This is a genomic window from Streptomyces sp. NPDC090045, assembly GCF_044747975.1.
In the GTDB taxonomy this organism is placed as follows: domain Bacteria; phylum Actinomycetota; class Actinomycetes; order Streptomycetales; family Streptomycetaceae; genus Streptomyces.
Window position 1 is genome coordinate 26,010 of the sequence record NZ_JBIVFA010000029.1, and the last position, 18,957, is coordinate 44,966.

At 73.3% G+C, this 18,957-nt stretch carries 16 protein-coding genes and 1 pseudogene; 4 read left to right on the forward strand and 13 right to left on the reverse strand.

Annotation, left to right across the window (positions count from 1 at the left end; all coding sequences use genetic code 11):
• Positions 1-51 precede the first annotated feature (51 nt).
• The 9 genes from ACIPYQ_RS40265 to rimP all read right to left on the reverse strand — a co-directional run bounded on the left by ACIPYQ_RS40265 (position 52) and on the right by rimP (position 12,183).
• Positions 52-1,008, reverse strand: coding sequence for a bifunctional riboflavin kinase/FAD synthetase (locus ACIPYQ_RS40265; RefSeq protein WP_401259576.1), 957 nt, complete (start codon positions 1,006-1,008; stop codon positions 52-54).
• Positions 1,009-1,137: 129 nt separating this feature from the next.
• Positions 1,138-4,818, reverse strand: a complete 3,681-nt coding sequence (locus ACIPYQ_RS40270; protein WP_401259578.1) for a serine protease — start codon at positions 4,816-4,818, stop codon at positions 1,138-1,140.
• A gap of 225 nt (positions 4,819-5,043) precedes the next feature.
• Positions 5,044-5,952, reverse strand: a complete 909-nt coding sequence (gene truB, locus ACIPYQ_RS40275; RefSeq protein ID WP_361766180.1) for a tRNA pseudouridine(55) synthase TruB — start codon at positions 5,950-5,952, stop codon at positions 5,044-5,046.
• Positions 5,952-6,407, reverse strand: a complete 456-nt coding sequence (gene rbfA / locus ACIPYQ_RS40280; RefSeq protein ID WP_361766183.1) for a 30S ribosome-binding factor RbfA — start codon at positions 6,405-6,407, stop codon at positions 5,952-5,954. The genes truB and rbfA overlap by 1 nt, the downstream gene beginning before the upstream one ends.
• Positions 6,408-6,435: 28 nt before the next feature.
• The gene (locus ACIPYQ_RS40285; protein WP_030030358.1) at positions 6,436-6,729 is read right to left on the reverse strand and encodes a DUF503 domain-containing protein; all 294 of its coding nucleotides are present in this window, start codon (positions 6,727-6,729) and stop codon (positions 6,436-6,438) included.
• A 185-nt stretch (positions 6,730-6,914) separates the two neighbouring features.
• On the reverse strand, positions 6,915-10,052 hold the full coding sequence (gene infB / locus ACIPYQ_RS40290) for a translation initiation factor IF-2 (RefSeq protein ID WP_401259580.1): 3,138 nt from the start codon (positions 10,050-10,052) through the stop codon (positions 6,915-6,917).
• A gap of 148 nt (positions 10,053-10,200) precedes the next feature.
• Positions 10,201-10,488, reverse strand: a complete 288-nt coding sequence (locus tag ACIPYQ_RS40295; RefSeq protein ID WP_401259582.1) for a YlxR family protein — start codon at positions 10,486-10,488, stop codon at positions 10,201-10,203.
• Positions 10,489-10,657: 169 nt separating this feature from the next.
• Positions 10,658-11,668 carry a transcription termination factor NusA gene (nusA, locus tag ACIPYQ_RS40300; protein ID WP_361766193.1) on the reverse strand — a complete coding sequence of 337 codons (1,011 nt, stop codon included), beginning with the start codon at positions 11,666-11,668 and terminating at the stop codon, positions 10,658-10,660.
• Between the two features lie 2 nt (positions 11,669-11,670).
• Positions 11,671-12,183, reverse strand: a complete 513-nt coding sequence (gene rimP, locus ACIPYQ_RS40305) for a ribosome maturation factor RimP (RefSeq protein WP_361766196.1) — start codon at positions 12,181-12,183, stop codon at positions 11,671-11,673.
• Positions 12,184-12,297: 114 nt separating this feature from the next.
• On the opposite strand from rimP, the gene ACIPYQ_RS40310 reads away from it, so the two are divergent.
• The 4 genes from ACIPYQ_RS40310 to ACIPYQ_RS40325 are packed head-to-tail and all read left to right on the forward strand — an operon-like array spanning position 12,298 to position 15,248.
• On the forward strand, positions 12,298-12,882 hold the full coding sequence (locus tag ACIPYQ_RS40310; RefSeq protein ID WP_401259585.1) for a hypothetical protein: 585 nt from the start codon (positions 12,298-12,300) through the stop codon (positions 12,880-12,882).
• Positions 12,879-13,346 carry a ferritin-like domain-containing protein gene (locus ACIPYQ_RS40315; RefSeq protein ID WP_401259587.1) on the forward strand — a complete coding sequence of 156 codons (468 nt, stop codon included), beginning with the start codon at positions 12,879-12,881 and terminating at the stop codon, positions 13,344-13,346. Before ACIPYQ_RS40310 ends, ACIPYQ_RS40315 begins: the two co-directional genes overlap by 4 nt.
• 16 nt (positions 13,347-13,362) lie before the next feature.
• Complete coding sequence (locus ACIPYQ_RS40320; RefSeq protein WP_401259589.1) at positions 13,363-14,265, forward strand: aminoglycoside phosphotransferase family protein; 903 nt, start codon at positions 13,363-13,365, stop codon at positions 14,263-14,265.
• A 41-nt stretch (positions 14,266-14,306) separates the two neighbouring features.
• A complete protein-coding gene (locus tag ACIPYQ_RS40325; RefSeq protein ID WP_401259591.1) occupies positions 14,307-15,248 on the forward strand; it encodes a slipin family protein in 942 nt (313 codons plus the stop codon).
• A gap of 182 nt (positions 15,249-15,430) precedes the next feature.
• Here the strand turns inward: ACIPYQ_RS40325 and ACIPYQ_RS40330 are convergent, their stop codons facing one another.
• From ACIPYQ_RS40330 to ACIPYQ_RS40345, 4 genes and pseudogenes are all read right to left on the reverse strand, one after another.
• On the reverse strand, positions 15,431-17,128 hold the full coding sequence (locus ACIPYQ_RS40330; RefSeq protein WP_401259593.1) for a proline--tRNA ligase: 1,698 nt from the start codon (positions 17,126-17,128) through the stop codon (positions 15,431-15,433).
• 42 nt (positions 17,129-17,170) lie between these two features.
• Complete coding sequence (locus ACIPYQ_RS40335) at positions 17,171-17,713, reverse strand: GNAT family N-acetyltransferase (protein ID WP_361771223.1); 543 nt, start codon at positions 17,711-17,713, stop codon at positions 17,171-17,173.
• Between the two features lie 98 nt (positions 17,714-17,811).
• A complete protein-coding gene (locus tag ACIPYQ_RS40340; protein ID WP_361771225.1) occupies positions 17,812-18,657 on the reverse strand; it encodes a GNAT family N-acetyltransferase in 846 nt (281 codons plus the stop codon).
• Between the two features lie 165 nt (positions 18,658-18,822).
• Positions 18,823-18,957: pseudogene (locus ACIPYQ_RS40345) on the reverse strand (4-hydroxy-3-methylbut-2-en-1-yl diphosphate synthase); the annotation flags it as partial.

The following is an 18,957-nucleotide window of genomic DNA, read 5'->3' on the forward strand; positions in this document are numbered from 1 at the left end:
CGAAGGGCCCGTACCACCCCGGGGGTGGTACGGGCCCTTCCGTTTCGTCCGTCAGCGCTGCAGGTCGTACGTGTCCGTCAGCACCCGCGCCCGCTTCACATCGTCCGCGATCGCCTCCAGCAGCCCGTCCAGCGACTCGAACCTCGCCATCCCCCGCACGTACGCGAGGAAGTCGACGGCCACGTGCTTCCCGTACAGGTCCAGCCCGACCCGGTCGATCGCGTACGCCTCCACGGTCCGCTCGGTCGCGTCGAACTGCACGTTCGTCCCCACCGAGATCGCCGCCGGCATCCGCTCGCCGTCCGCCGTCAGCCAGCCCGCGTAGACCCCGTCCGCCGGGATCGCGGTGTGCGGCGCCGTCTCGACGTTGGCCGTCGGGTAGCCGAGCTCGCGCCCGCGCTGCGCACCGCGCACCACCACGCCCTCCACCCGGTGCGGGCGTCCCAGGATCTCGGCCGCGCCGTCCATGTCGCCCTCGCCGACGAGCCGGCGCGCCAGCGTCGAGGAGAACGGCACTCCGCCGCCCGCCTCGCCCCGCTCGACCAGGTCCACGACCTCGACCTCGTAGTCGTAGGTGGAGCCCAGCTCGCGCAGGAAGTCGACGTTCCCCGCGGCCCGGTGACCGAAGCGGAAGTTCGGGCCCTCGATGACGGACCGCGCGTGCAGCTTGTCGACGAGCACCTTCACGATGAAGTCGGCCGGGGACAGCTGCGAGAACTCCGCCGTGAACGGCAGGATCAGCAGCGCGTCCACGCCCAGCCCGGCCATCAGCTCGGCACGCCGGTCGTAGGGGGCCAGGATCGGCGGGTGGCTGCCGGGGCGGACGACCTCGCTCGGGTGCGGGTCGAAGGTGACCACGACGGACGGGACGTCGAGCGCGCGCGCCGTGGCCACGGCCCGTCCGATGATCAGCTGATGTCCCCGGTGCACGCCGTCGTAGGAGCCGATGGTGACGACGCTGCGTCCCCAGTCCTGGGGGATGTCCTCCAAGCCACGCCAGCGCTGCACTGTGACCGCTCCTCGCCCGAACCCGGTTGGTCCTTGAACTGATTGCCGATTGCAGGTCTAAGACTGCCATGCCGGTGGCCGCTGCCCCGCATCGGCGTCCGAGTGGGACCGCTGCCGCGGAGTATCGCTTCACGTCACGTCCGGCGCCGTCCTGCCGAGGGTCTCCACCGTCCGCCGCGCGCTCGGCCCCAGCAGGGCCGCGGCCTCCGCACCCGCCTCCGCCAGCCAGCGGGCGACGAGCGCCCCGAAGGCCGGTACGGCCCGGGCCAGCTCCACCGTCCGCCGCTCGAAGACCGCCGGCCCGCCGGGGGCCCGCAGCAGCTGCCGCCCGGTGCGCCGCAGCAGTTCCCGCGTACGGGCCTCCGGGCGCCCGGCGGTCCCGGCCGCGAGGCCTCCGAGGAACGCGCCGAGGACCTGCGGATCGGCCTCCTCGCGCAGCAGTACCCCGGCCAGCTCGCCGCGCAGCGGGTACGAGCACTCCCCGCCCGGCGCGGCCAGTACGGCGGCCAGCTCCGCCCTGACCTCCGCCGGGGCGTTGCGCAGCAGGTCCAGGACCAGCGGGCGCAGCACGAGGGCGGCGGCCGGGCCCTGTTCGAGCCGCCGTTCCACGAAGACGGCGGCGTGCGGTGCGTCCCCGGGCCGGTGCGCGAGGTGCTCCCGTACGAGGTCACCCGCGCGGCGGGCCAGCCCCGGTGTGGTCAGCGCGGCCAGGGCGCGCACCACCTCACCGTCGGCCCGGGCCCGCAGGGCGGCGAACACGGCGTCCGGGTCGGGCAGTACGGGCAGGGCCGCGACCAGCGCCGCCGCGGGCAGCCGGGAGCCGGGCTCGGGGTCGCGGAAGCAGGCGAGGGCCTCGGGCAGGTAGCGGCCGCGCACCTGCGGGTCTCGCAGCAGCACGGCCAGGGCGCTGCCGTGCAGGGTCGCGTCCGCGGGTCGGGCGAGCAGCGCCTGGGCGGCGTGGCGCAGCAGCTCGCGGTCGGCGGGGGTGCGCACGTGCGGGGCGGTGGCGAGTCCGTAGGCGGCGGCCGCGACCCGCCGCCCGGGCCGTTCGTCGTGCGCCCAGCGGTCCACGGCCCGGCACATCGCGGACGGCTCGTCCTCGGCGAGTACGGCCAGCAGCTCGTCGGCGCGGGGGTGCGCGGCGGTGACGAGCGCCTCGGTGAGGTCGTCCACGGCGAGCCGGCGGTGGGTGTGCAGCAGGGCCTGGGCCGCGGTGGCGACGGTGGCCCCGGGGCGGCCGCGCAGCCGGCGGTCGTCGGCGAACCAGGCGCAGAGCAGCGGCTGCGCGTGCTGCGGGTCGCGGGCCAGGCGGCGGGCGGCGGCGTCGAGGTAGCGGTCGCCGGGGACCGCCTCGGCGGGGTCGGCGGGCAGCAGGCGGCGCAGCAGGTCGAGGCGGTCGGGCTCGGGCAGCCGGAGCCGGTTCCAGAACCAGCCGCCGAACTCCCCCGGGCCGGCGCGGGCCACGTGCTCGGCGAGGGCGTGCAGGACGGGCAGATGAGCGTACGCGTCGGGGGCCCGGAGCAGGCTCTCGCGCAGCAGGCGGGCGGCCCACCAGGCGCGGTCCGGATCGGCCTGCGCCGGCTCCTCGGCGAACTGGTTGAGGCGGTGGACCAGGGCGGTGAGCTCGCTGCGCAGGTGCTCCGGGGGCAGCCTGCGCAGGGCCTCCAGGACGGGGCCGATCCGGTGCCGGGGCACGGACAGGCCCGGTCCGGCGGGGCCGTGGACGAGGAAGGCGAGGGCCGTCGGGACGTCTAGGTGGACGGCCTGGATCCAGTCGGACAGCTCCTCGTGGGCGAAGCGGTAGCCGGTCCCGGCGGGCACCAGCAGACCCTCGGTGAGCACGGCGGAGGCCCAGCCGGTGCGCCACGGGAACAGCTCCTCGAAGGAGGCCCGGTCGAGCTGCCCCTGCCCGGGCCCCAGGCAGCGGCGCGCGGCCTCGTGCACGCTGCCGGCCACGCGCGCCGCGAGCCGCCGGACCCCGGGGCCGTGCACCCGGGCCCCGCCGGCGTCGGCGCCGGCGTCGGCGCCGGCCGCGGCGGTGCGGACGGCGGTGCGGACGGCGGTGCGCAGGCACAGCAGGTCCAGGTGTGCGGCGAAGACCTCGTCCCGGCCGGGGCGGCCGGCGGTGACCTCGGCGGCGCGGATCCCGGCCAGCAGGCTCAGGGTGAGCGGGTGGCGGGCGTCGGCCGCGCGGACGGCGTCGGCGGGGATGCCGAGACGGGCCCGGACGGTCTCGGCCTCGGCGGCGGTGAGGTCGCCGAGCCGGAGCGCGGGCGGCTGCGCGGGCGGCTGCCGCCGGGCGGGGCGGGCCGGGGTGTGCAGCGCGTCGGGCGGGTAGAGGGCGCCGGCCCGCTCCCAGTACTCGGGCCGGGCGGCGACGACCAGCCGGGCCCCGGTCGCGCGCAGCCACTGGGCGGTGGCTTCCGTCCAGGGGCCCAGCCGGTGGGCGAGCTCCGGCGGCATCTCCTCGGGGGCGTCGAGCACCACGAGCAGGGGCCGGCCGGCGCGGGCGACCACGTGGGCGAGGTGCTCCGCGGCTCCCGCCGGGGCTGCGGTTTCCTCTTCCTCGGCGGGGGCGGTTTCGTCCGGGGCCGGGGGCGACGGAGTGGTGCGGGTGGGGCCGGGTGTGTTCCGGGGCGTCTCCTCGGGCGTCGAACGTGTCGGGGGGTCGGAGGGCCGGGGCACCTTGTGTTCGACGCCCTGCGGGGAGCGCCCCTGCACACACCCGCCCCCTACGGAGCCACCCTGGGGGGCGGAGGGCCGAGCTGCGTTGCGTTCGACGCCCTGCGGGGAGCGCCCCTGCACAGACCCGTCCCCTGCGGGAGCCTGTGTGGCTGCCGTATTCCCGCCAGCACCCTGCGGGGGCCCCGGCACGCGCCCGTCCCCGGCGGGAGCGGTGGGTGTTTCGAGGAGTTGGGAGGCCCTTGTCAGGGCGCGTGTCAGGGCGTCGGAGAGGGAGGTGTCGTCGGCGTGGAGGTCCGCGCCGCGGAGCCAGAGGGTGGGGGCGTGGCGGGGGCCGTGGGTGCGGCGTACGGCCAAGGCCGCGAGGGTGGTGGTGCGGCCCGTGCCGGGTTCTCCGACCAGGCCCAGGACCGGGCGGTCGCCCTCCGTGAAGGCCGCCAGTTCGGCAGTGGTGCCTGTCCGTTCCACCAGGGCGGAGGCATCGGTGGTGAAGGCCGTGTCCAGGGTGGTCGCGGTGAGTTCCAGTGCCCCGGCGAGGTTCAGGTCGGGGCCGTAACCCGGCACGGTGGCGGCGTTGCGTTCCAGCAGGGCGGCCAGGGGGCCGCCCGGGTCGGCCGCGGCGGCGGTGCGCAGGGGCACCGCGAAGGGCGCCGAGCGGTGTTCCGCCTGCAGAGCGGTGCCCAGGACCGCGAGCACCGCTCCGGTGCGGGCGTCGAGGACCGGGCCCCCGCAGGCCTCCCCGCCCAGCAGCAGGGCGTCCCGGCCGTCCGTGCCGATCGCCAGCTCCACCGCCGGATAGGTGACCTGCGCGCCCCCCAGTACCCGCGCCTGGCGCCAGCCCCGCGCGGGCAGCCGTACGTAGGTCCCCGGATCGATCACCTCGCGCATCCCGACCGGCAGCGGCCTCATGCCGAGTCCGTCGGTCCGTACGAGCGCCAGGGCCAGCCCCGGCAGCACCGTCACGTCCGCCGGCTCGGCCAGCCAGGTCCGCCCGGGGCCGTGCAGCAGCACCCGGGTCAGGCCGTCGACGGCCTCGTGACTGGTGACCACCGTGCCGCGGTCGTCGGCGACGAAACCGCTGCCGCGCACCCGCCCCGCGGGATCGCAGATCTTGACGAGCTCCGCCATGGCCGCACCACTCCCCCGCAACTCCCCGTGTTCACGACGGTAGGCAGGTGAAGATCAGCACGGAAAGCACGCGAGGCGAACGCGCCCCCTTACGCTCCCTCCATTCACTCCGAGCGCCTGCTCGGACGGGTGAATACGGGCGTCCGGGTGGATAGAGACCTACCCGAGGGGGGTCGTGGAGCGGTGAGCGGCAGTCCATGTGCGCTCACCGCTCCACGTCAACGATCAGACGAAGACCGCGAGGGACTTCGCCTTCCCGTTCTTGCTCTCGACGAGGCCGAGCAGCTGGCCCTGCGGCCCGAAGACCGCGACCGTGCGGCCGGCCTCGTACTCCTCCGGCATGTCGATCCGGACGCCGTTGGCGAGCAGCGAGGCCCGCCGGGCGTCCAGGTCCCAGCGCGGGAAGGCCGCGGCGGCGGCCTCGCCGATGGGCATGACGGTCAGCTCCTCCTGGAGCTGGTCCAGGGTCCGCGCCCGGTCGAGCTTGTACGGGCCCACCCGGGTGCGCCGGAGCGCGGTCAGGTGGCCGCCGACGCCGAGGTCGGCGCCCAGGTCGCGGGCGAGGGCGCGGATGTACGTACCGCTGGAGCAGACGACGGAGACGACGAGGTCGACGACCTTGGTGCCGTCCTCGGCCTCCGCCTCCCGCATGTCGTACACCTGGAAGGAGGAGATGGTCACCGGCCGGGCCGGGATCTCGAAGTCCTCGCCGTCGCGGGCGCGCTTGTAGGAGCGCACGCCCTTGATCTTGATGGCGCTGACCTTCGACGGGACCTGCATGATCTCGCCGGACAGCTTGGCGACGCCTGCGTCCACTGCGTCCCGGGTGACCCCGGTGGCGTCCGTGGAGGAGGTGATCTCGCCTTCGGCGTCGTCCGTCAGGGTGTTCTGGCCCAGCCGGATCGTGCCGAGGTACTCCTTTTCCGTGAGCGCGAGGTGGCCGAGGAGCTTGGTGGCCTTCTCGACGCCCAGGACCAGCACGCCCGTCGCCATCGGGTCGAGCGTGCCGGCGTGGCCGACGCGGCGGGTCTTGGCGATCCCGCGCATCTTGGCGACCACGTCGTGCGAAGTGAAGCCGGACGGCTTGTCGACGATGACAAGGCCGTCCGGAGTCTTCCCTGCGTTGGTGCTCATTACGCGGTTGCGTCCTCGTCGGAGTCGTCGTCTTCGCCCGGCTTCTTGTACGGGTCGGCGTCGCCGGCGTACTGGGCGCCGGAGGAGACCTCGCGCACCTGGGCGTCGGAGGTGCGCGCCTTTTCGAGGAGGTCCTCGATGGTCTTGGCGTTCTCCGGGAGGGCGTCCGCGACGAAGGTCAGGGTGGGCGTGAACTTGGTGCCCGCCGCCCGGCCGACCGCGGAGCGCAGGACGCCCTTCGCGCTCTCCAGGCCCGCTGCCGCGCTGGCGCGGTCCTCGTCGTCCCCGTAGACCGTGTAGAAGACCGTGGCCTCCCGCAGGTCGCCGGTGACCCGGGTGTCCGTGATGGTCACGTGCGTACCGAGGCGGGGGTCCTTGACACCACGCTGCAGCTTCTCCGCCACCACCTCCCGGATGAGGTCCGCCAGCTTCTTCGCCCGCGCATTGTCGGCCACTGGTCCGTCTCCTTCTTATGTCTTGCTATCAGTCTTCATCACCGTGGAAGCGCCGTCGTACGGACAGCAGCTCCACTTCCGGACGTGCCGCGACCAGCCGCTCGCAGCGGTCCAGTACATCCGAGAGGAACCCCGCGTCCCCGCTCACCAGAGCGACCCCTATACGGGCCCTGCGGTGCAGGTCCTGGTCGCCCACTTCAGCCGCGCTCACGGAGAACTTTCGTTGGAGCTCGGCGACGATGGGCCGGACGACGGAGCGTTTCTCCTTCAGCGAGTGGACGTCGCCGAGGAGCAGGTCGAAGGACAGAGTCCCCACGTACATGCAGTTCCGGATATCCCGCCGGTGCGGGTTCGGTGGCCTGCCGGGCCCTCGCCCGGCAGGATCACCCGGCGCTCACGCGGCCGGGTCACCAGAACCGTACACGCAACGGCCGGGGCCGATCGACGGATATTCCGCCGACCGGCCCCGGTGTTACGAGTTACGACACGGTGCGAACCGCCTCGCGCTTACGCGCGGGGCTTCTCGCGCATCTCGTACGTCGCGATGACGTCGTCGATCTTGATGTCGTTGAAGGAACCGAGGTTGATACCACCCTCGAAGCCCTCGCGGATCTCGGTGACGTCGTCCTTGAAGCGGCGCAGACCGGAGATGGTGAGGTTCTCGGCGATGACCTTGCCATCGCGCAGGAGCCGCGCCTTGGTGTTGCGCTTGACCTCGCCGGACCGGATGAGGACACCGGCGATGTTGCCCAGCTTGGACGAGCGGAAGATCTCGCGGACCTCCGCCGTACCGAGCTCGACCTCTTCGTACTCCGGCTTGAGGAGACCCTTCAGGGCCGCCTCGATCTCCTCGATGGCCTGGTAGATCACCGAGTAGTAACGAACGTCGACGCCCTCGCGGTCCGCCATCTGCGCGGCACGGCCGGCCGCACGGACGTTGTAACCGATGACGATGGCGTCGGAGCCCATCGCCAGCGAGATGTCGGACTCGGTGACCGCACCCACACCGCGGTGCAGGACCCGGATGTCGACCTCTTCACCGACGTCGAGCTGGAGCAGCGAGGACTCGAGAGCCTCGACCGCACCGGACGCGTCGCCCTTGATGATGAGGTTGAGTTCCTGGACCAGACCGGCCTTGAGCACGGAGTCGAGGTCCTCGAGGGACACGCGACGGACGCGCTTGGCGAAGTTGGCGTTGCGCTCACGCGCAGCACGCTTCTCGGCGATCTGACGGGCCGTACGGTCCTCGTCGACGACGAGGAAGTTGTCGCCGGCGCCGGGGACGTTGGTGAGACCCAGGACCAGGACGGGGGTCGACGGACCCGCTTCCTCGACGTTGTTGCCCTTGTCGTCGAGCATGGCGCGCACGCGGCCGTAGGCGTCGCCCACGACCATCGTGTCGCCGACGCGGAGGGTACCGCGCTGGACGAGGACGGTGGCGACGGCACCGCGGCCGCGGTCGAGGTGGGACTCGATCGCAATACCCTGAGCGTCCTGCTCCGGGTTGGCGCGCAGGTCGAGCGAGGCGTCGGCGGTGAGGACGACGGCCTCGAGCAGGGAGTCGATGTGCAGACCCTGCTTGGCGGAGATGTCGACGAACATCGTGTCGCCGCCGTACTCCTCGGCGACCAGACCGAACTCGGTGAGCTGACCGCGCACCTTGACCGGGTCGGCACCCTCGACGTCGATCTTGTTGACCGCGACGACGATCGGGACGCCGGCGGCCTTGGCGTGGTTGAGCGCCTCGATCGTCTGCGGCATGACGCCGTCGTTGGCCGCGACCACGAGGATCGCGATGTCGGTCGACTTCGCACCACGGGCACGCATGGCGGTGAACGCCTCGTGACCCGGGGTGTCGATGAAGGTGATGCGACGCTCTTCGTCGTTGACCTCGGTGGAGACCTGGTACGCACCGATGTGCTGCGTGATGCCGCCGGCCTCGCCCGCAACGACGTTCGTCTTGCGGATGGCGTCGAGCAGTCGGGTCTTACCGTGGTCGACGTGACCCATGACGGTCACGACCGGCGGACGCGGCATGAGGTATTCCTCGCCGCCCTCGTCCTCGCCGAACTCGATGTCGAAGCCCTCGAGGAGCTCGCGGTCCTCTTCCTCCGGGCTGACGATCTGGACGACGTAGTTCATCTCGCCGGCCAGCATCTCGAGCGTCTCGTCGGAGACGGACTGCGTGGCAGTGACCATCTCGCCGAGGTTCATCATCACGGCGACGAGCGACGCCGGGTTGGCGTTGATCTTCTCCGCGAAGTCGGTGAGGGAGGCACCGCGCGACAGGCGCACGGTCTCGCCGCCACCGCGCGGCAGCATCACGCCGCCGACGGACGGGGCCTGCATGGCCTCGTACTCCTGGCGCCTCTGACGCTTGGACTTGCGACCACGACGGGCCGGACCACCGGGGCGGCCGAAGGCACCCTGCGTGCCACCACGGGCACCGGGACCACCGGGACGACCACCGAAGCCGGGACGACCGCCGCCACCGGCACCGGCCGGACCGCCGCCGAAGCCGCCGCCACCGGGACGCGGGCCGCCGAAGCCGCCACCGCCGCCGGGACGCGAGCCCGGACCGGCCGGACGACCGGCGAAGCCGCCGCCCGCGGGACGACCGGCGCCGCCACCGGGACGGGCGCCGCCCGCACCGGGACCACGGCCACCGGGGCCGCCGCCGGGACGGGGACCGGGACCACCGGCAGCGGGACGCTGCGGCATCATGCCCGGGTTCGGACGGTTACCACCGGGGGCACCACCCGGACGCGGGGCGCCGGCCTGCGGGCGCGGCATGCCGCCCGGGGTCGGACGGGCGCCGCCGGGACCCTGCGGACGCGGGGCGCCGCCGGGGCCGCCCTGCGGGCGGGGAGCACCCTGGCCGCCGCCGGCGCCGGGGGCACCGGGACGGGGAGCGCCGGCCGGACGGGGCGCCTGCGGGCGCGCCATGCCGGTGGAGCCACCAGAGGTGAAGGGGTTGTTGCCCGGACGGGGACCCGCCGGACGGGCACCCTGCGGACGCGGCGCCTGGGAGCCGGGGGCTCCGGCGGGGCGCTGTGCCTGGCCACCGGGGGTGGCACCGGCCGGACGCGGGGCGCCGGGACGGGCGCCGGCCTGGCCGCCCTGACCCTGAGCCGGACGCTGCTGCGCCGGACGGGGGCTCGGGGCCGCGGCGGCGGGACGCTCGGTGCGCGCCGGGGCGGCCGGAGCCGCCGGAGGCGCGGAGAACTCGGTCGCCACGGGCGCCGCCGGAGCGGGCTTCGGGGCGGCCGGGGCCTTCGGGCCGGGACGCGGGCCGGAGGCGGCCGGAGTCACCGGGGCGGGCGCTGCGGCGGCCGGAGCCTCCGCGACGACCGGCTTGGGGGCCGGTGCGCCGGGCTTCGGCGCAGCGGGACGTGCAACGGCACCCGGGGTCGGAGCCCCGGGCTTGGCGGGCGCCGCCTTGCGGGGCGCACCAGGCTTGGCAGCGGACTTGCCGGCGTTGCCGCCGGGCCCCTGCAGTGCATCGGTCAACTTGCGCACAACCGGCGCCTCGATCGTCGAGGACGCCGAACGGACGAACTCACCGAGTTCCTGGAGCTTGGCCATGACGACCTTGCTCTCAACTCCGAACTCCTTGGCGAGTTCGTATACCCGGACCTTAGCCACTTCGCTCCTTTTAGGTCCGGGTTACGCCGGACCGTTGCTACTTCATGGGCGTACTCATCGCGTACTCATCGAGTGCTCATCGCAATCTCGACCTACTTCCAACTCGCGAGGTACCTGACCGCACGGGGTATCCGTGCCGTTCTACGTCTTACGGTGTGGCCCCGGCCTCAACGACCAGGGCTTTGCGCAGTTCCGCCGTGTCGAGTGCTCCGGCGGACCGAAGGGCCCGGGGGAACGCTCGGCGGCGGACCGCCTGGTCGAGGCAGACCACGGCAGGGTGCACGTAGGCACCCCGGCCGGGCAGCGTACCGCGAGGATCGGGGACGCATTCGTCCTCGATCGCCACGATCCGCAGCAGATCGCTCTTGGCCGCTCGCTCCCGACACCCCACACAGGTGCGTTCGGGGCATGCGCGGGCTTGCGTCCGGCCAGACACGCCTAAGTCTACCTCCCCGCACCGACCTCTCCCCCGACATGTGGCGGGCGAAAAATCGAACGGCTGTCGTGTTGTCTTGATCCGCTGCCTGCGCAGCGGCCGTACGGCACCGCCTCGGCGGTAGCCGTAAGCCCTGTCTACCGTCCGGGTAGCCCCGGCCGGTACCGGTTTATTCCCCGCCCCGGTCCCGGTCCGCGTCCGGGGACGCCTCGGTGTCGGGACGGATGTCGATGCGCCAGCCGGTGAGCCGCGCGGCGAGGCGGGCGTTCTGGCCCTCCTTGCCGATGGCCAGCGACAGCTGGTAGTCGGGCACGGTCACCCGGGCGGACCGGGTGTCCCAGTCGACGACCTCGACCTTGCTCACCCGGGCGGGTGACAGCGCGTTCGCGACCATCTCCGCCGGGTCGTCCGACCAGTCGACGATGTCGATCTTCTCGCCGTGCAGCTCGGCCATGACGTTGCGCACCCGGCTGCCCATCGGGCCGATGCAGGCGCCCTTGGGGTTCAGGCCCGAGCGGGTGGACCGCACGGCGATCTTGGTGCGGTGACCGGCCTCACGTGCGATCGCCGAGATCTCGACGCTGCCGTCGGCGATCTCCGGGACCTCCAGCGAGAAGAGCTTCTTCACCAGGTTGGGGTGGGTGCGGGAGAGGGTCACGGACGGGCCGCGGACACCCTTCGCCACCCGCACGACGTACGCCTTCAGGCGCAGACCGTGCGTGTACTCCTCACCGGGGACCTGCTCCTGCACCGGCAGGATGGCCTCCAGCTTGCCGATGTCGACGAGGACGTTCTTCGGGTCCTTGCCCTGCTGGACCACGCCGGTGATGACGTCGCCCTCACGGCCGGCGAACTCGCCGAAGGTCAGGTCGTCCTCGGCGTCGCGCAGACGCTGCAGGATCACCTGCTTGGCGGTCGTCGCGGCGATCCGGCCGAAGTCCGACGGGGTGTCGTCGAACTCCTTGGGCTCCTGGCCCTCTTCGAGATCCCTCGGGTCTTCCGTCGCCCACACGACCACGTGACCGTTGGTGCGGTCCAGCACGACGCGTGCGCGGCGGAAGCTCCCCTCGGTCCGGTGGTACGCGATGAGGAGGGCCGACTCGATCGCCTCGACGAGCAGGTCGAAGGAGATCTCCTTCTCCCGGACCAGACCCCGCAGGGCACTCATGTCGATGTCCACGGCTACGCCTCCTCTTCCTTCTTGTCCTTGCGGTTGAACTCGATCTCGACACGCGCCTTGGCGATGTCGGTGAAAGCAATGCGGCGGGCGGTCGCCTTGCGGCCCTTCACGCCCGGTACTTCGAGGTCCATGCCCTCGTCGTCGACGTCGAGGATGCGGGCTACCAGTTCCCCGGCGGCCTTGTCGCCCTCGGCGGCGAGCTGGAACTTCACGAGACGGCCGATGGCCCGTACGTAGTGACGGTGCTCGGTCAGCGGGCGGTCGGCGCCCGGCGAGCTCACTTCGAGGACGTACTCGTCCTCACCCATCACATCGGTTTCGTCGAGCTTGTCGGAGACCTCGCGACTCAGCTCCGCACACGCGTCCAGCTCCACGCCCTCGTCGGAGTCCACGATGATCCGCAGCATCCGGCGCTTGCCCGCCCGCGACATCTCGATCTCTTCGAGGTCCAGGCCCTTGGCGGCGACGAGCGGCTCCAGCAGTCCGCGCAGCCTGTCGCTCTGGGTGGTGCTCATCCGGGTGACTCCTCGGCCGCGTGTGCTGTTGTGATTTCCGTCGTGTGTCAGGTCAAAGGGTATCCGGTGTCGGAGGGTGTTGCCGTCCGCCCTGTGGACGGGGCCCCGGGTACCGTGATCACACCCTGCCCCGCCACCACCACCGAGGACGTCGCCGTGCCCTGGACTCTGCCTTCGAGACCCTCGCGCCGGAGCCTGCTCGCCGGAGCCGCCGGCGCGGCCGGAGCCGCGCTGCTGACGGGGTGCTCCGACGACCGCCCGACCGGCGGCGAAACCGGGATTTCACTCGAACGGCGGATGCGGGAGGCGGCCGTTCGTGACAGTGCGCGCCTGCTGGAACGTTACGACGCCACCGCCGCCGCCCATCCGGCCCTGGCCGCGCGGCTGGCGCCGCTGCGCGCCGCCGTCGCCGCGCACTCCGCGGCCCTGGCCCCGACCCCGGCGGGCTCGCCGTCACCCTCCGCTTCCCCCTCGGGCGGTACGGGGGCCGCCGCGCCCGCGGGGAGCGGCGAACCGGTGCCCCCGAAGGCCGCCGAAGCCCTGACCGCCCTCGCGGACGCCGAGCGGAGCCTGTCGGAGGCCCGGACCATCGACCTGGCCGGGGCCCCGGGGGAACTCGCCCGGATGCTGGCCTCGGTGGCCGCCTGCGGCGCCGTCCACGCGTACCTGCTGACCTCGACCCCCGGAGCCACGTCGTGAAGCCCGAACCGCCCGCCGCAGGCCGGTCCCTGGAGGCCGCCCAGGCCGCACTCGCCGCCGAGCACGCGGCCGTCTACGGCTACGGGGTGATCGGCGCCCGCAGCACCGGGGCCCGAGCGAACGAGGCCCGCGAGGCCTACGGCGCCCACCTCGCGCGCCGTGACGCGCTCGCGCGGACCGTACGGGAGCTGGGCGGTGCGCCCCGGCCCGCGGAGGCGGCGTACGCCCTGCCGTTCGAGGTCCGCACCCCGGCAGAGGCCGAGCGGCTGGCCGCGGTGGTCGAGGACCGGGTGGCGGGCGCGTACTCCGATCTGGTGCGTGCGGCGGAGGGTCCGCTGCGCCGCGAGGCGGCCGATGCGCTGAGCGCCGCGGCCGTGCGCGCGGCACGCTGGCGCGGTGTCGGCGTAGCCTTCCCTGGGCTCGCGGAACGCGCTGACGAGGCGCAACGGGCCCAGCACAGCTGAAAGGGACCACGCACGCATGGCTTTCGAACCGCCGCAGCGGCTTGTACGGGCGCTCGGCGAGATGCCGGAAACGGCGCAGGACGAGGACTGGCTGGGGCAGTTGCCCCGACTCACCGAGGCCGCGCTGTCCCGGCGCGGGGTACGCGCGCAGCGCGTGCAGGCCCCGGGCGGCCGCAGCAGCCTGGTGGTCCTCGTCACGTACGAGGACGGGACCCCGGCCGCGCTGAAGCTGGCGCCCCCGCACGCCCGGCCCGACCGGGAACTGGCCGCGCTGGCGCACTGGGGCGGTTTCGGGGCCGTACGGATCCTCGACACCCGGCATCACGAGGACGACGGGGCGCTGCTGCTGGAGCGGCTGCACCCGGAGGTGTCGCTGCGGTCGCTGCCGGAGGCGAAGGCGCTGCTGGAGGCCAGCGGCACGCTGCGCCGGCTGTGGGTGGCCCCGCCGGCCGGGCACGTGTGGGAGACGGTGGCGGAGCGCACCGGGCAGCAGTCGGCGGCGCTGCGGGCGGCCCCGGCGGAGGTCCGGGCCCTGGCCGACACGGCTCTGGCGATGCGTGAGGAACTGGTCGCGGCCCAGCCGGAGGAACTGCTGCTGCACGGCAACTTCCGGCAGGGCAAGGTCCTCGCGGGCGAGCGGGCGCCGTGGCTGACGGTGGGCCCCGACCCGCTGGTCGGCGAGCGGGCGTACGACCTGGCGCGGCTGGTCCGGGACCGGCTGGAGGACCAGGTGGCCTCCTCGGCGGGGGCGGCGGGCGCGCGGCGCCGGGTGAACAAGCTGGCCGACGCGCTGGAGGTGGACCGGGACCGGCTGCGGGGCTGGTCGCTGTTCCGGGCGGTGGAGTCGGGGAACCGTGCGCTGGCCGCCGGACGGCGCCGGGACGCGGAGCTGCTGCTGGAGTTCGCGGCCTGGCTGTAGGGCATACCGTAGGTAGAAGGTGCGTCCGGCAGGGGGCCGTCATGGTCGAAGAACTGCTGACAGCGGCGATCGCCGCGGGTGTGGGCGTAGCGGTCTACGTGGGCGCCGCGGCCCGGGTGGTGAAGCAGTACGAGCGGGGCCTGGTGTTCCGCTTCGGCAGGCTGCGCCAGGAGATACGGCCGCCCGGCTTCGCGATGATCGTCCCGGTGATCGACCGGCTCCACAAGGTGAACATGCAGATCGTGACGCTGCCGGTGCCCGCGCAGGAGGGCATCACCCGCGACAACGTCACCGTGCGGGTGGACGCGGTCGTCTACTTCAAGGTCGTCGACCCGGCGAACGCGATCGTGGCGGTGGAGGACTACCGGTTCGCGGTCTCGCAGATGGCGCAGACCTCGCTCAGGTCGATCATCGGAAAGTCGGACCTGGACGATCTGCTGTCCAACCGGGAGATGCTGAACCAGGGCCTGGAGCTGATGATCGACAGCCCGGCGGTGGGCTGGGGCGTGCAGATCGACCGGGTCGAGATCAAGGACGTCTCCCTGCCGGAGACGATGAAGCGGTCGATGGCCCGGCAGGCGGAGGCGGACCGCGAACGGCGGGCGCGGGTGATCAACGCGGATGCGGAGCTGCAGGCCTCGCACAAGCTCGCCGAGGCGGCGGAGGTCATGTCGGAGCAGCCGGCGGCGCTGCAGTTGCGCCTGCTGCACACGATCGTGGCGGTCGCCGCCGAGAAGAACTCCACGCTGGTGCTGCCGTTCCCGGTGGAGCTGCTGCGCTTCCTGGAGCGCTCGGCCCCTCCGCCTGCGGCGGCGGCCGCGCGGGAGAAACCGGCCCCGGCCGGCCCGGCTTCCGAAGGCCCCGGGCCGGCCGAGGTCGCCGACGCGGCGGCCGAAGCCCCGCCCGGGCTCGGCGGCCCGGAGCCCGACCTGTTGCTGGACGCGCGACCGCCTGAGCACGAGCTCGACGGGCCGCGCGACTAGCCGCTGCGCGGAGCCTTCGCCCCCCGCCGGGCTCCGCCCCGACCCGGTCCTCAAACGCCGGACGGGCTGAAAAGCCCTGGGGCTCCGCCCCAGACCCCGCTCCTCAAACGCCGGAGGGGCTGGATGGTGCGGCATCAGCCAAATCCAGCCCCGCCGGCGTTTGAGGCGATCTTTCAGCCTCGTCAGCGGGTCAGGCGGGCGAGGGCTTCGGTGAGGGGGAGTTCCTCGCGGGTGCCCGAGGCGCGGTCCTGGAGTTCGACCACCGACTCCCCGGAGCGCCGGCCCGCCACGAGGATCCACGGCACGCCGATCAGCTCCGCGTCCGTCAGCTTCACCCCCGGGGAGAGCCCGGGCCGGTCGTCCAGCAGGACCCGCAGGCCGGAGCCCGCCAGGGCCGTCGCCGCCTCCTCCGCCAGGGCCAGCGGCACGGCCTTGCCCGCCGCCACCACGTGGACGTCGGCCGGGGCCACCGCCGCCGGCCAGCACAGCCCCCGCTCGTCGGCCGTCTGCTCGGCCAGCGCCGCCACCGCCCGTGAGACGCCGATGCCGTAGGAGCCCATGGTGACGCGGACCGGCTTGCCCTCCTTGCCGAGGACGTCGAGGCCGAAGGCGTCGGCGTACTTGCGTCCCAGCTGGAAGATGTGGCCGATCTCGATGGCCCGGTCCAGGCGCAGTCCGGCGCCGCAGTTCGGGCAGGGGTCGCCGGGCTCCACGACCACCACGTCGAGGTACTGGTCCACCTCGAAGTCGCGCCCGCACACCACGTTCCGGGCGTGGGTGTCCGCCCGGTTGGCCCCGGTCACCCAGGCCGTGCCGGGCGCGACCCGCGGATCGGCCAGGTAGCGGACCTTGTCCAGGCCCTGCGGGCCCACGTAGCCGCGTACGAGGTCGGGCCGGTCCGTGAAGTCCTCGGCCGTGACCAGTTCGACCACCGCCGGGGCCAGGTGCTCGCCGAGCTTGCCGAGGTCCACCTCGCGGTCCCCCGGCACGCCCACGGCCACGATCTCGCCGTCCACCTTGACGAGGAGGTTCTTCAGCGTCGCGGAGGCGGGGACGCCCAGGTGCGCCGCGAGGGTCTCGATGGTCGGGGTGTCCGGGGTGTCCACCTCCTCCAGCGCCGGGTGCTCGGCGGACACGGGGGCGAGGGCGAAGGTCACGGCCTCCGTGTTCGCCGCGTAGGCGCAGGAGGGGCAGTCCACGAAGGTGTCCTCGCCGGCCCCGGCCGGGGCCAGGAACTCCTCCGACGCCGAGCCGCCCATCGCGCCCGACACCGCCGACACGATCCGGTGGTCGAGGCCGAGCCGCTCGAAGATGCGGACGTACGCCTCGCGGTGGAGCCGGTAGGACTCCTCCAGCCCCTCGTCGGAGACGTCGAAGGAGTACGAGTCCTTCATCTGGAACTCGCGCCCGCGCAGCACGCCGGACCGGGGCCGCGCCTCGTCGCGGTACTTGGTCTGGATCTGGTACAGCATGACCGGCAGGTCCTTGTACGAGGTGCACTGGTCCTTCACGACCAGGGTGAAGATCTCCTCGTGCGTCGGGCCGAGCAGGTAGTCCGCGCCCTTGCGGTCCTTCAGGCGGAAGAGCAGGTCGCCGTATTCCGACCAGCGCCCGCTGACCTCGTACGGCTCCTTCGGCAGCAGGGCCGGCAGCAGCACCTCCTGGGCGCCGATGGCGTCCATCTCCTCGCGGACGATGCGCGAGACGTTGTCGAGGACCCGCTTGCCGAGCGGCAGCCACGTCCACACCCCGGCCGAGCTGCGCCGGACGTAGCCGGCGCGGACCAGGAGCCGGTGGCTGAGGGTTTCGGCGTCGGCCGGGTCCTCGCGGAGGGTCTTGGCCATGAGGCGGGACATGCGCTGCACGTGTTGCGTAGACATGCCGGGAGGTTACCGGGGCCCGAGCGGGCCCCGGTAATCAATTCAGTGCCTGCTCAGCGGCAGTGTGGCGCCCATGACGGCGTACGGGAGGCTCGCGCTCGGGAAGTGGACCTGGCGGGCGAGGTCGGTGTAGCCGAGGGCCCGGTAGAGCCCGCGGGCGGGGCTCTCGGTGTCGATGGCGGAGAGGATCGAGCGGGGCTCGGCGGCGGCGTCGGTGATCCGGGTGATCAGCTCGCGGCCCACTCCGTGGCCCTGGAAGCCGGGGTGGACGTGCAGTTCGGTGATGACGAAGGAGTCGTCGAGCCAGTCCTCCTGCCCGCCGGCCCGCAGGTAGGGCTCGACGATCGTGGACCACCAGTGGGAGCGGTCGTTCGGCATCCCGTACACGAAGCCGGTGAGGGCCCCGTCCTCGGCGAAGGCCCCGAGGGCGCGGGCGCCGCGGCAGGTCATGTGGCGCTGGACGATGTAGCGCCGGATGCCGACCTCCTCCTCGCTGAGGCCGAAGGCGACGGCCTGCACGCGCAGGGCCTCGTCCACGCGGGCGGCGAGGTCGAGGGGGCCGATGCGGAGTCCGGAAGGCAGCATGCGGCGACCTTACTTCGCGGTAGGGGCGTGCCGGAATGCCAGTGGCGGGGTGCGGGGCCCACCTTTTCGATCAGGGTGGCCGGGACCCGGTGCCTCTCTCAGAACAGCACGCTCATGAACGCGCCGACCTCGCGGAAGCCCACCCGCCGGTAGGAGGCCCGGGCGGCGGTGTTGAAGTCGTTCACGTAGAGGCTGACGACGGGGGCGACGTCCCGCAGCGCGTAGGCGACGACGGCGGCCATTCCGGTCTCCGAGTGCCCGCGGCCGCGGAACTCGGGGGCCACCCACACGCCCTGGATCTGGCAGGCGCGCGGAGTGGCGGCGCCGATCTCGGCCTTGAAGACGACCTTGCCGTCCGCGACGTGCGCGAAGGAGCGGCCGCCGGCGACGAGCTCGGCGACGCGGGCCTGGTAGAGCAGCCCGCCGTCCCCGGCCATCGGCGAGATGCCGACCTCCTCGGTGAACATGGCCACGCAGGCGGGCATGATCAGGTCCATCTCGTCCTTGCGGATCCGGCGGACCTGCGGGTCGGCCTCGACCGTGGTGGACGGGCGCTCGATGACCATCAGCGGCTGGTGGGAGCGGACCTCGCGGGCCGGACCCCAGCTGGGCTCCAGGAGCTGCCACAGCAGCCGGGTGGCCTCGGCGGGGCCGACGATGGAGGAGCAGCGGCGGCCGGTGCGGCGGGCGCGGTCGGCGAAGGCGCGTACGGCGTCGGGCTCGGCGCAGACGGGGACGAGGTTGGCCCCCGCGTAGCAGAGCGACCGGAGCTCGCCGTCGGCGTACCAGCCCCACATCTCGCCGCCCAGGCGCCACGGGTCGAGTCCGGCGACCTGGACCCGGGAAGTGACGAAGGCGTTCTCGACCGGCTCGCGTCCGAGGATGTCGAGCGCGGCGTCGAGATCACTGGGCTCAAGGACCCGGGTGGTGGTCTGCGTCAACACTGGGGCCTCACCATGCAAGTCTGCTGATCTCCGCACTGTACCCGGCGATGCCTGGCGATGCCGCGTCGCAGGTCACGAAAGGGCCCCGGCCCCGCCCGCGAACTGCGGGAACGGGGCCGGGGCCATGACCGAGCCTGTACGGGCGAGCGAGCCGAGCCCTGAAGATCAGACTCCGATGGCGACGGTGGGCTCGCCGCTCATCACGCCGTCCTTCTCCATCTGTTCGGCGATCTTCAGTGCCTCTTCGATGAGGGTTTCCACGATCTTGGATTCGGGGACGGTCTTGATGACCTCGCCCTT

What these genes read in the sequence shown, in the direction of transcription:
- ACIPYQ_RS40325 (WP_401259591.1), top strand. Translation starts at nt 14,307, where the DNA reads ATGGTCGAAGAACTGCTGACAGCGGCGATCGCCGCGGGTGTGGGCGTA.
- ACIPYQ_RS40270 (WP_401259578.1), bottom strand. Translation starts at nt 4,818, where the DNA reads ATGGCGGAGCTCGTCAAGATCTGCGATCCCGCGGGGCGGGTGCGCGGC.
- ACIPYQ_RS40335 (WP_361771223.1), bottom strand. Translation starts at nt 17,713, where the DNA reads ATGCTGCCTTCCGGACTCCGCATCGGCCCCCTCGACCTCGCCGCCCGC.
- rimP (WP_361766196.1), bottom strand. Translation starts at nt 12,183, where the DNA reads ATGAGCACCACCCAGAGCGACAGGCTGCGCGGACTGCTGGAGCCGCTC.
- ACIPYQ_RS40320 (WP_401259589.1), top strand. Translation starts at nt 13,363, where the DNA reads ATGGCTTTCGAACCGCCGCAGCGGCTTGTACGGGCGCTCGGCGAGATG.
- ACIPYQ_RS40285 (WP_030030358.1), bottom strand. Translation starts at nt 6,729, where the DNA reads ATGTACGTGGGGACTCTGTCCTTCGACCTGCTCCTCGGCGACGTCCAC.
- ACIPYQ_RS40330 (WP_401259593.1), bottom strand. Translation starts at nt 17,128, where the DNA reads ATGTCTACGCAACACGTGCAGCGCATGTCCCGCCTCATGGCCAAGACC.
- truB (WP_361766180.1), bottom strand. Translation starts at nt 5,952, where the DNA reads ATGAGCACCAACGCAGGGAAGACTCCGGACGGCCTTGTCATCGTCGAC.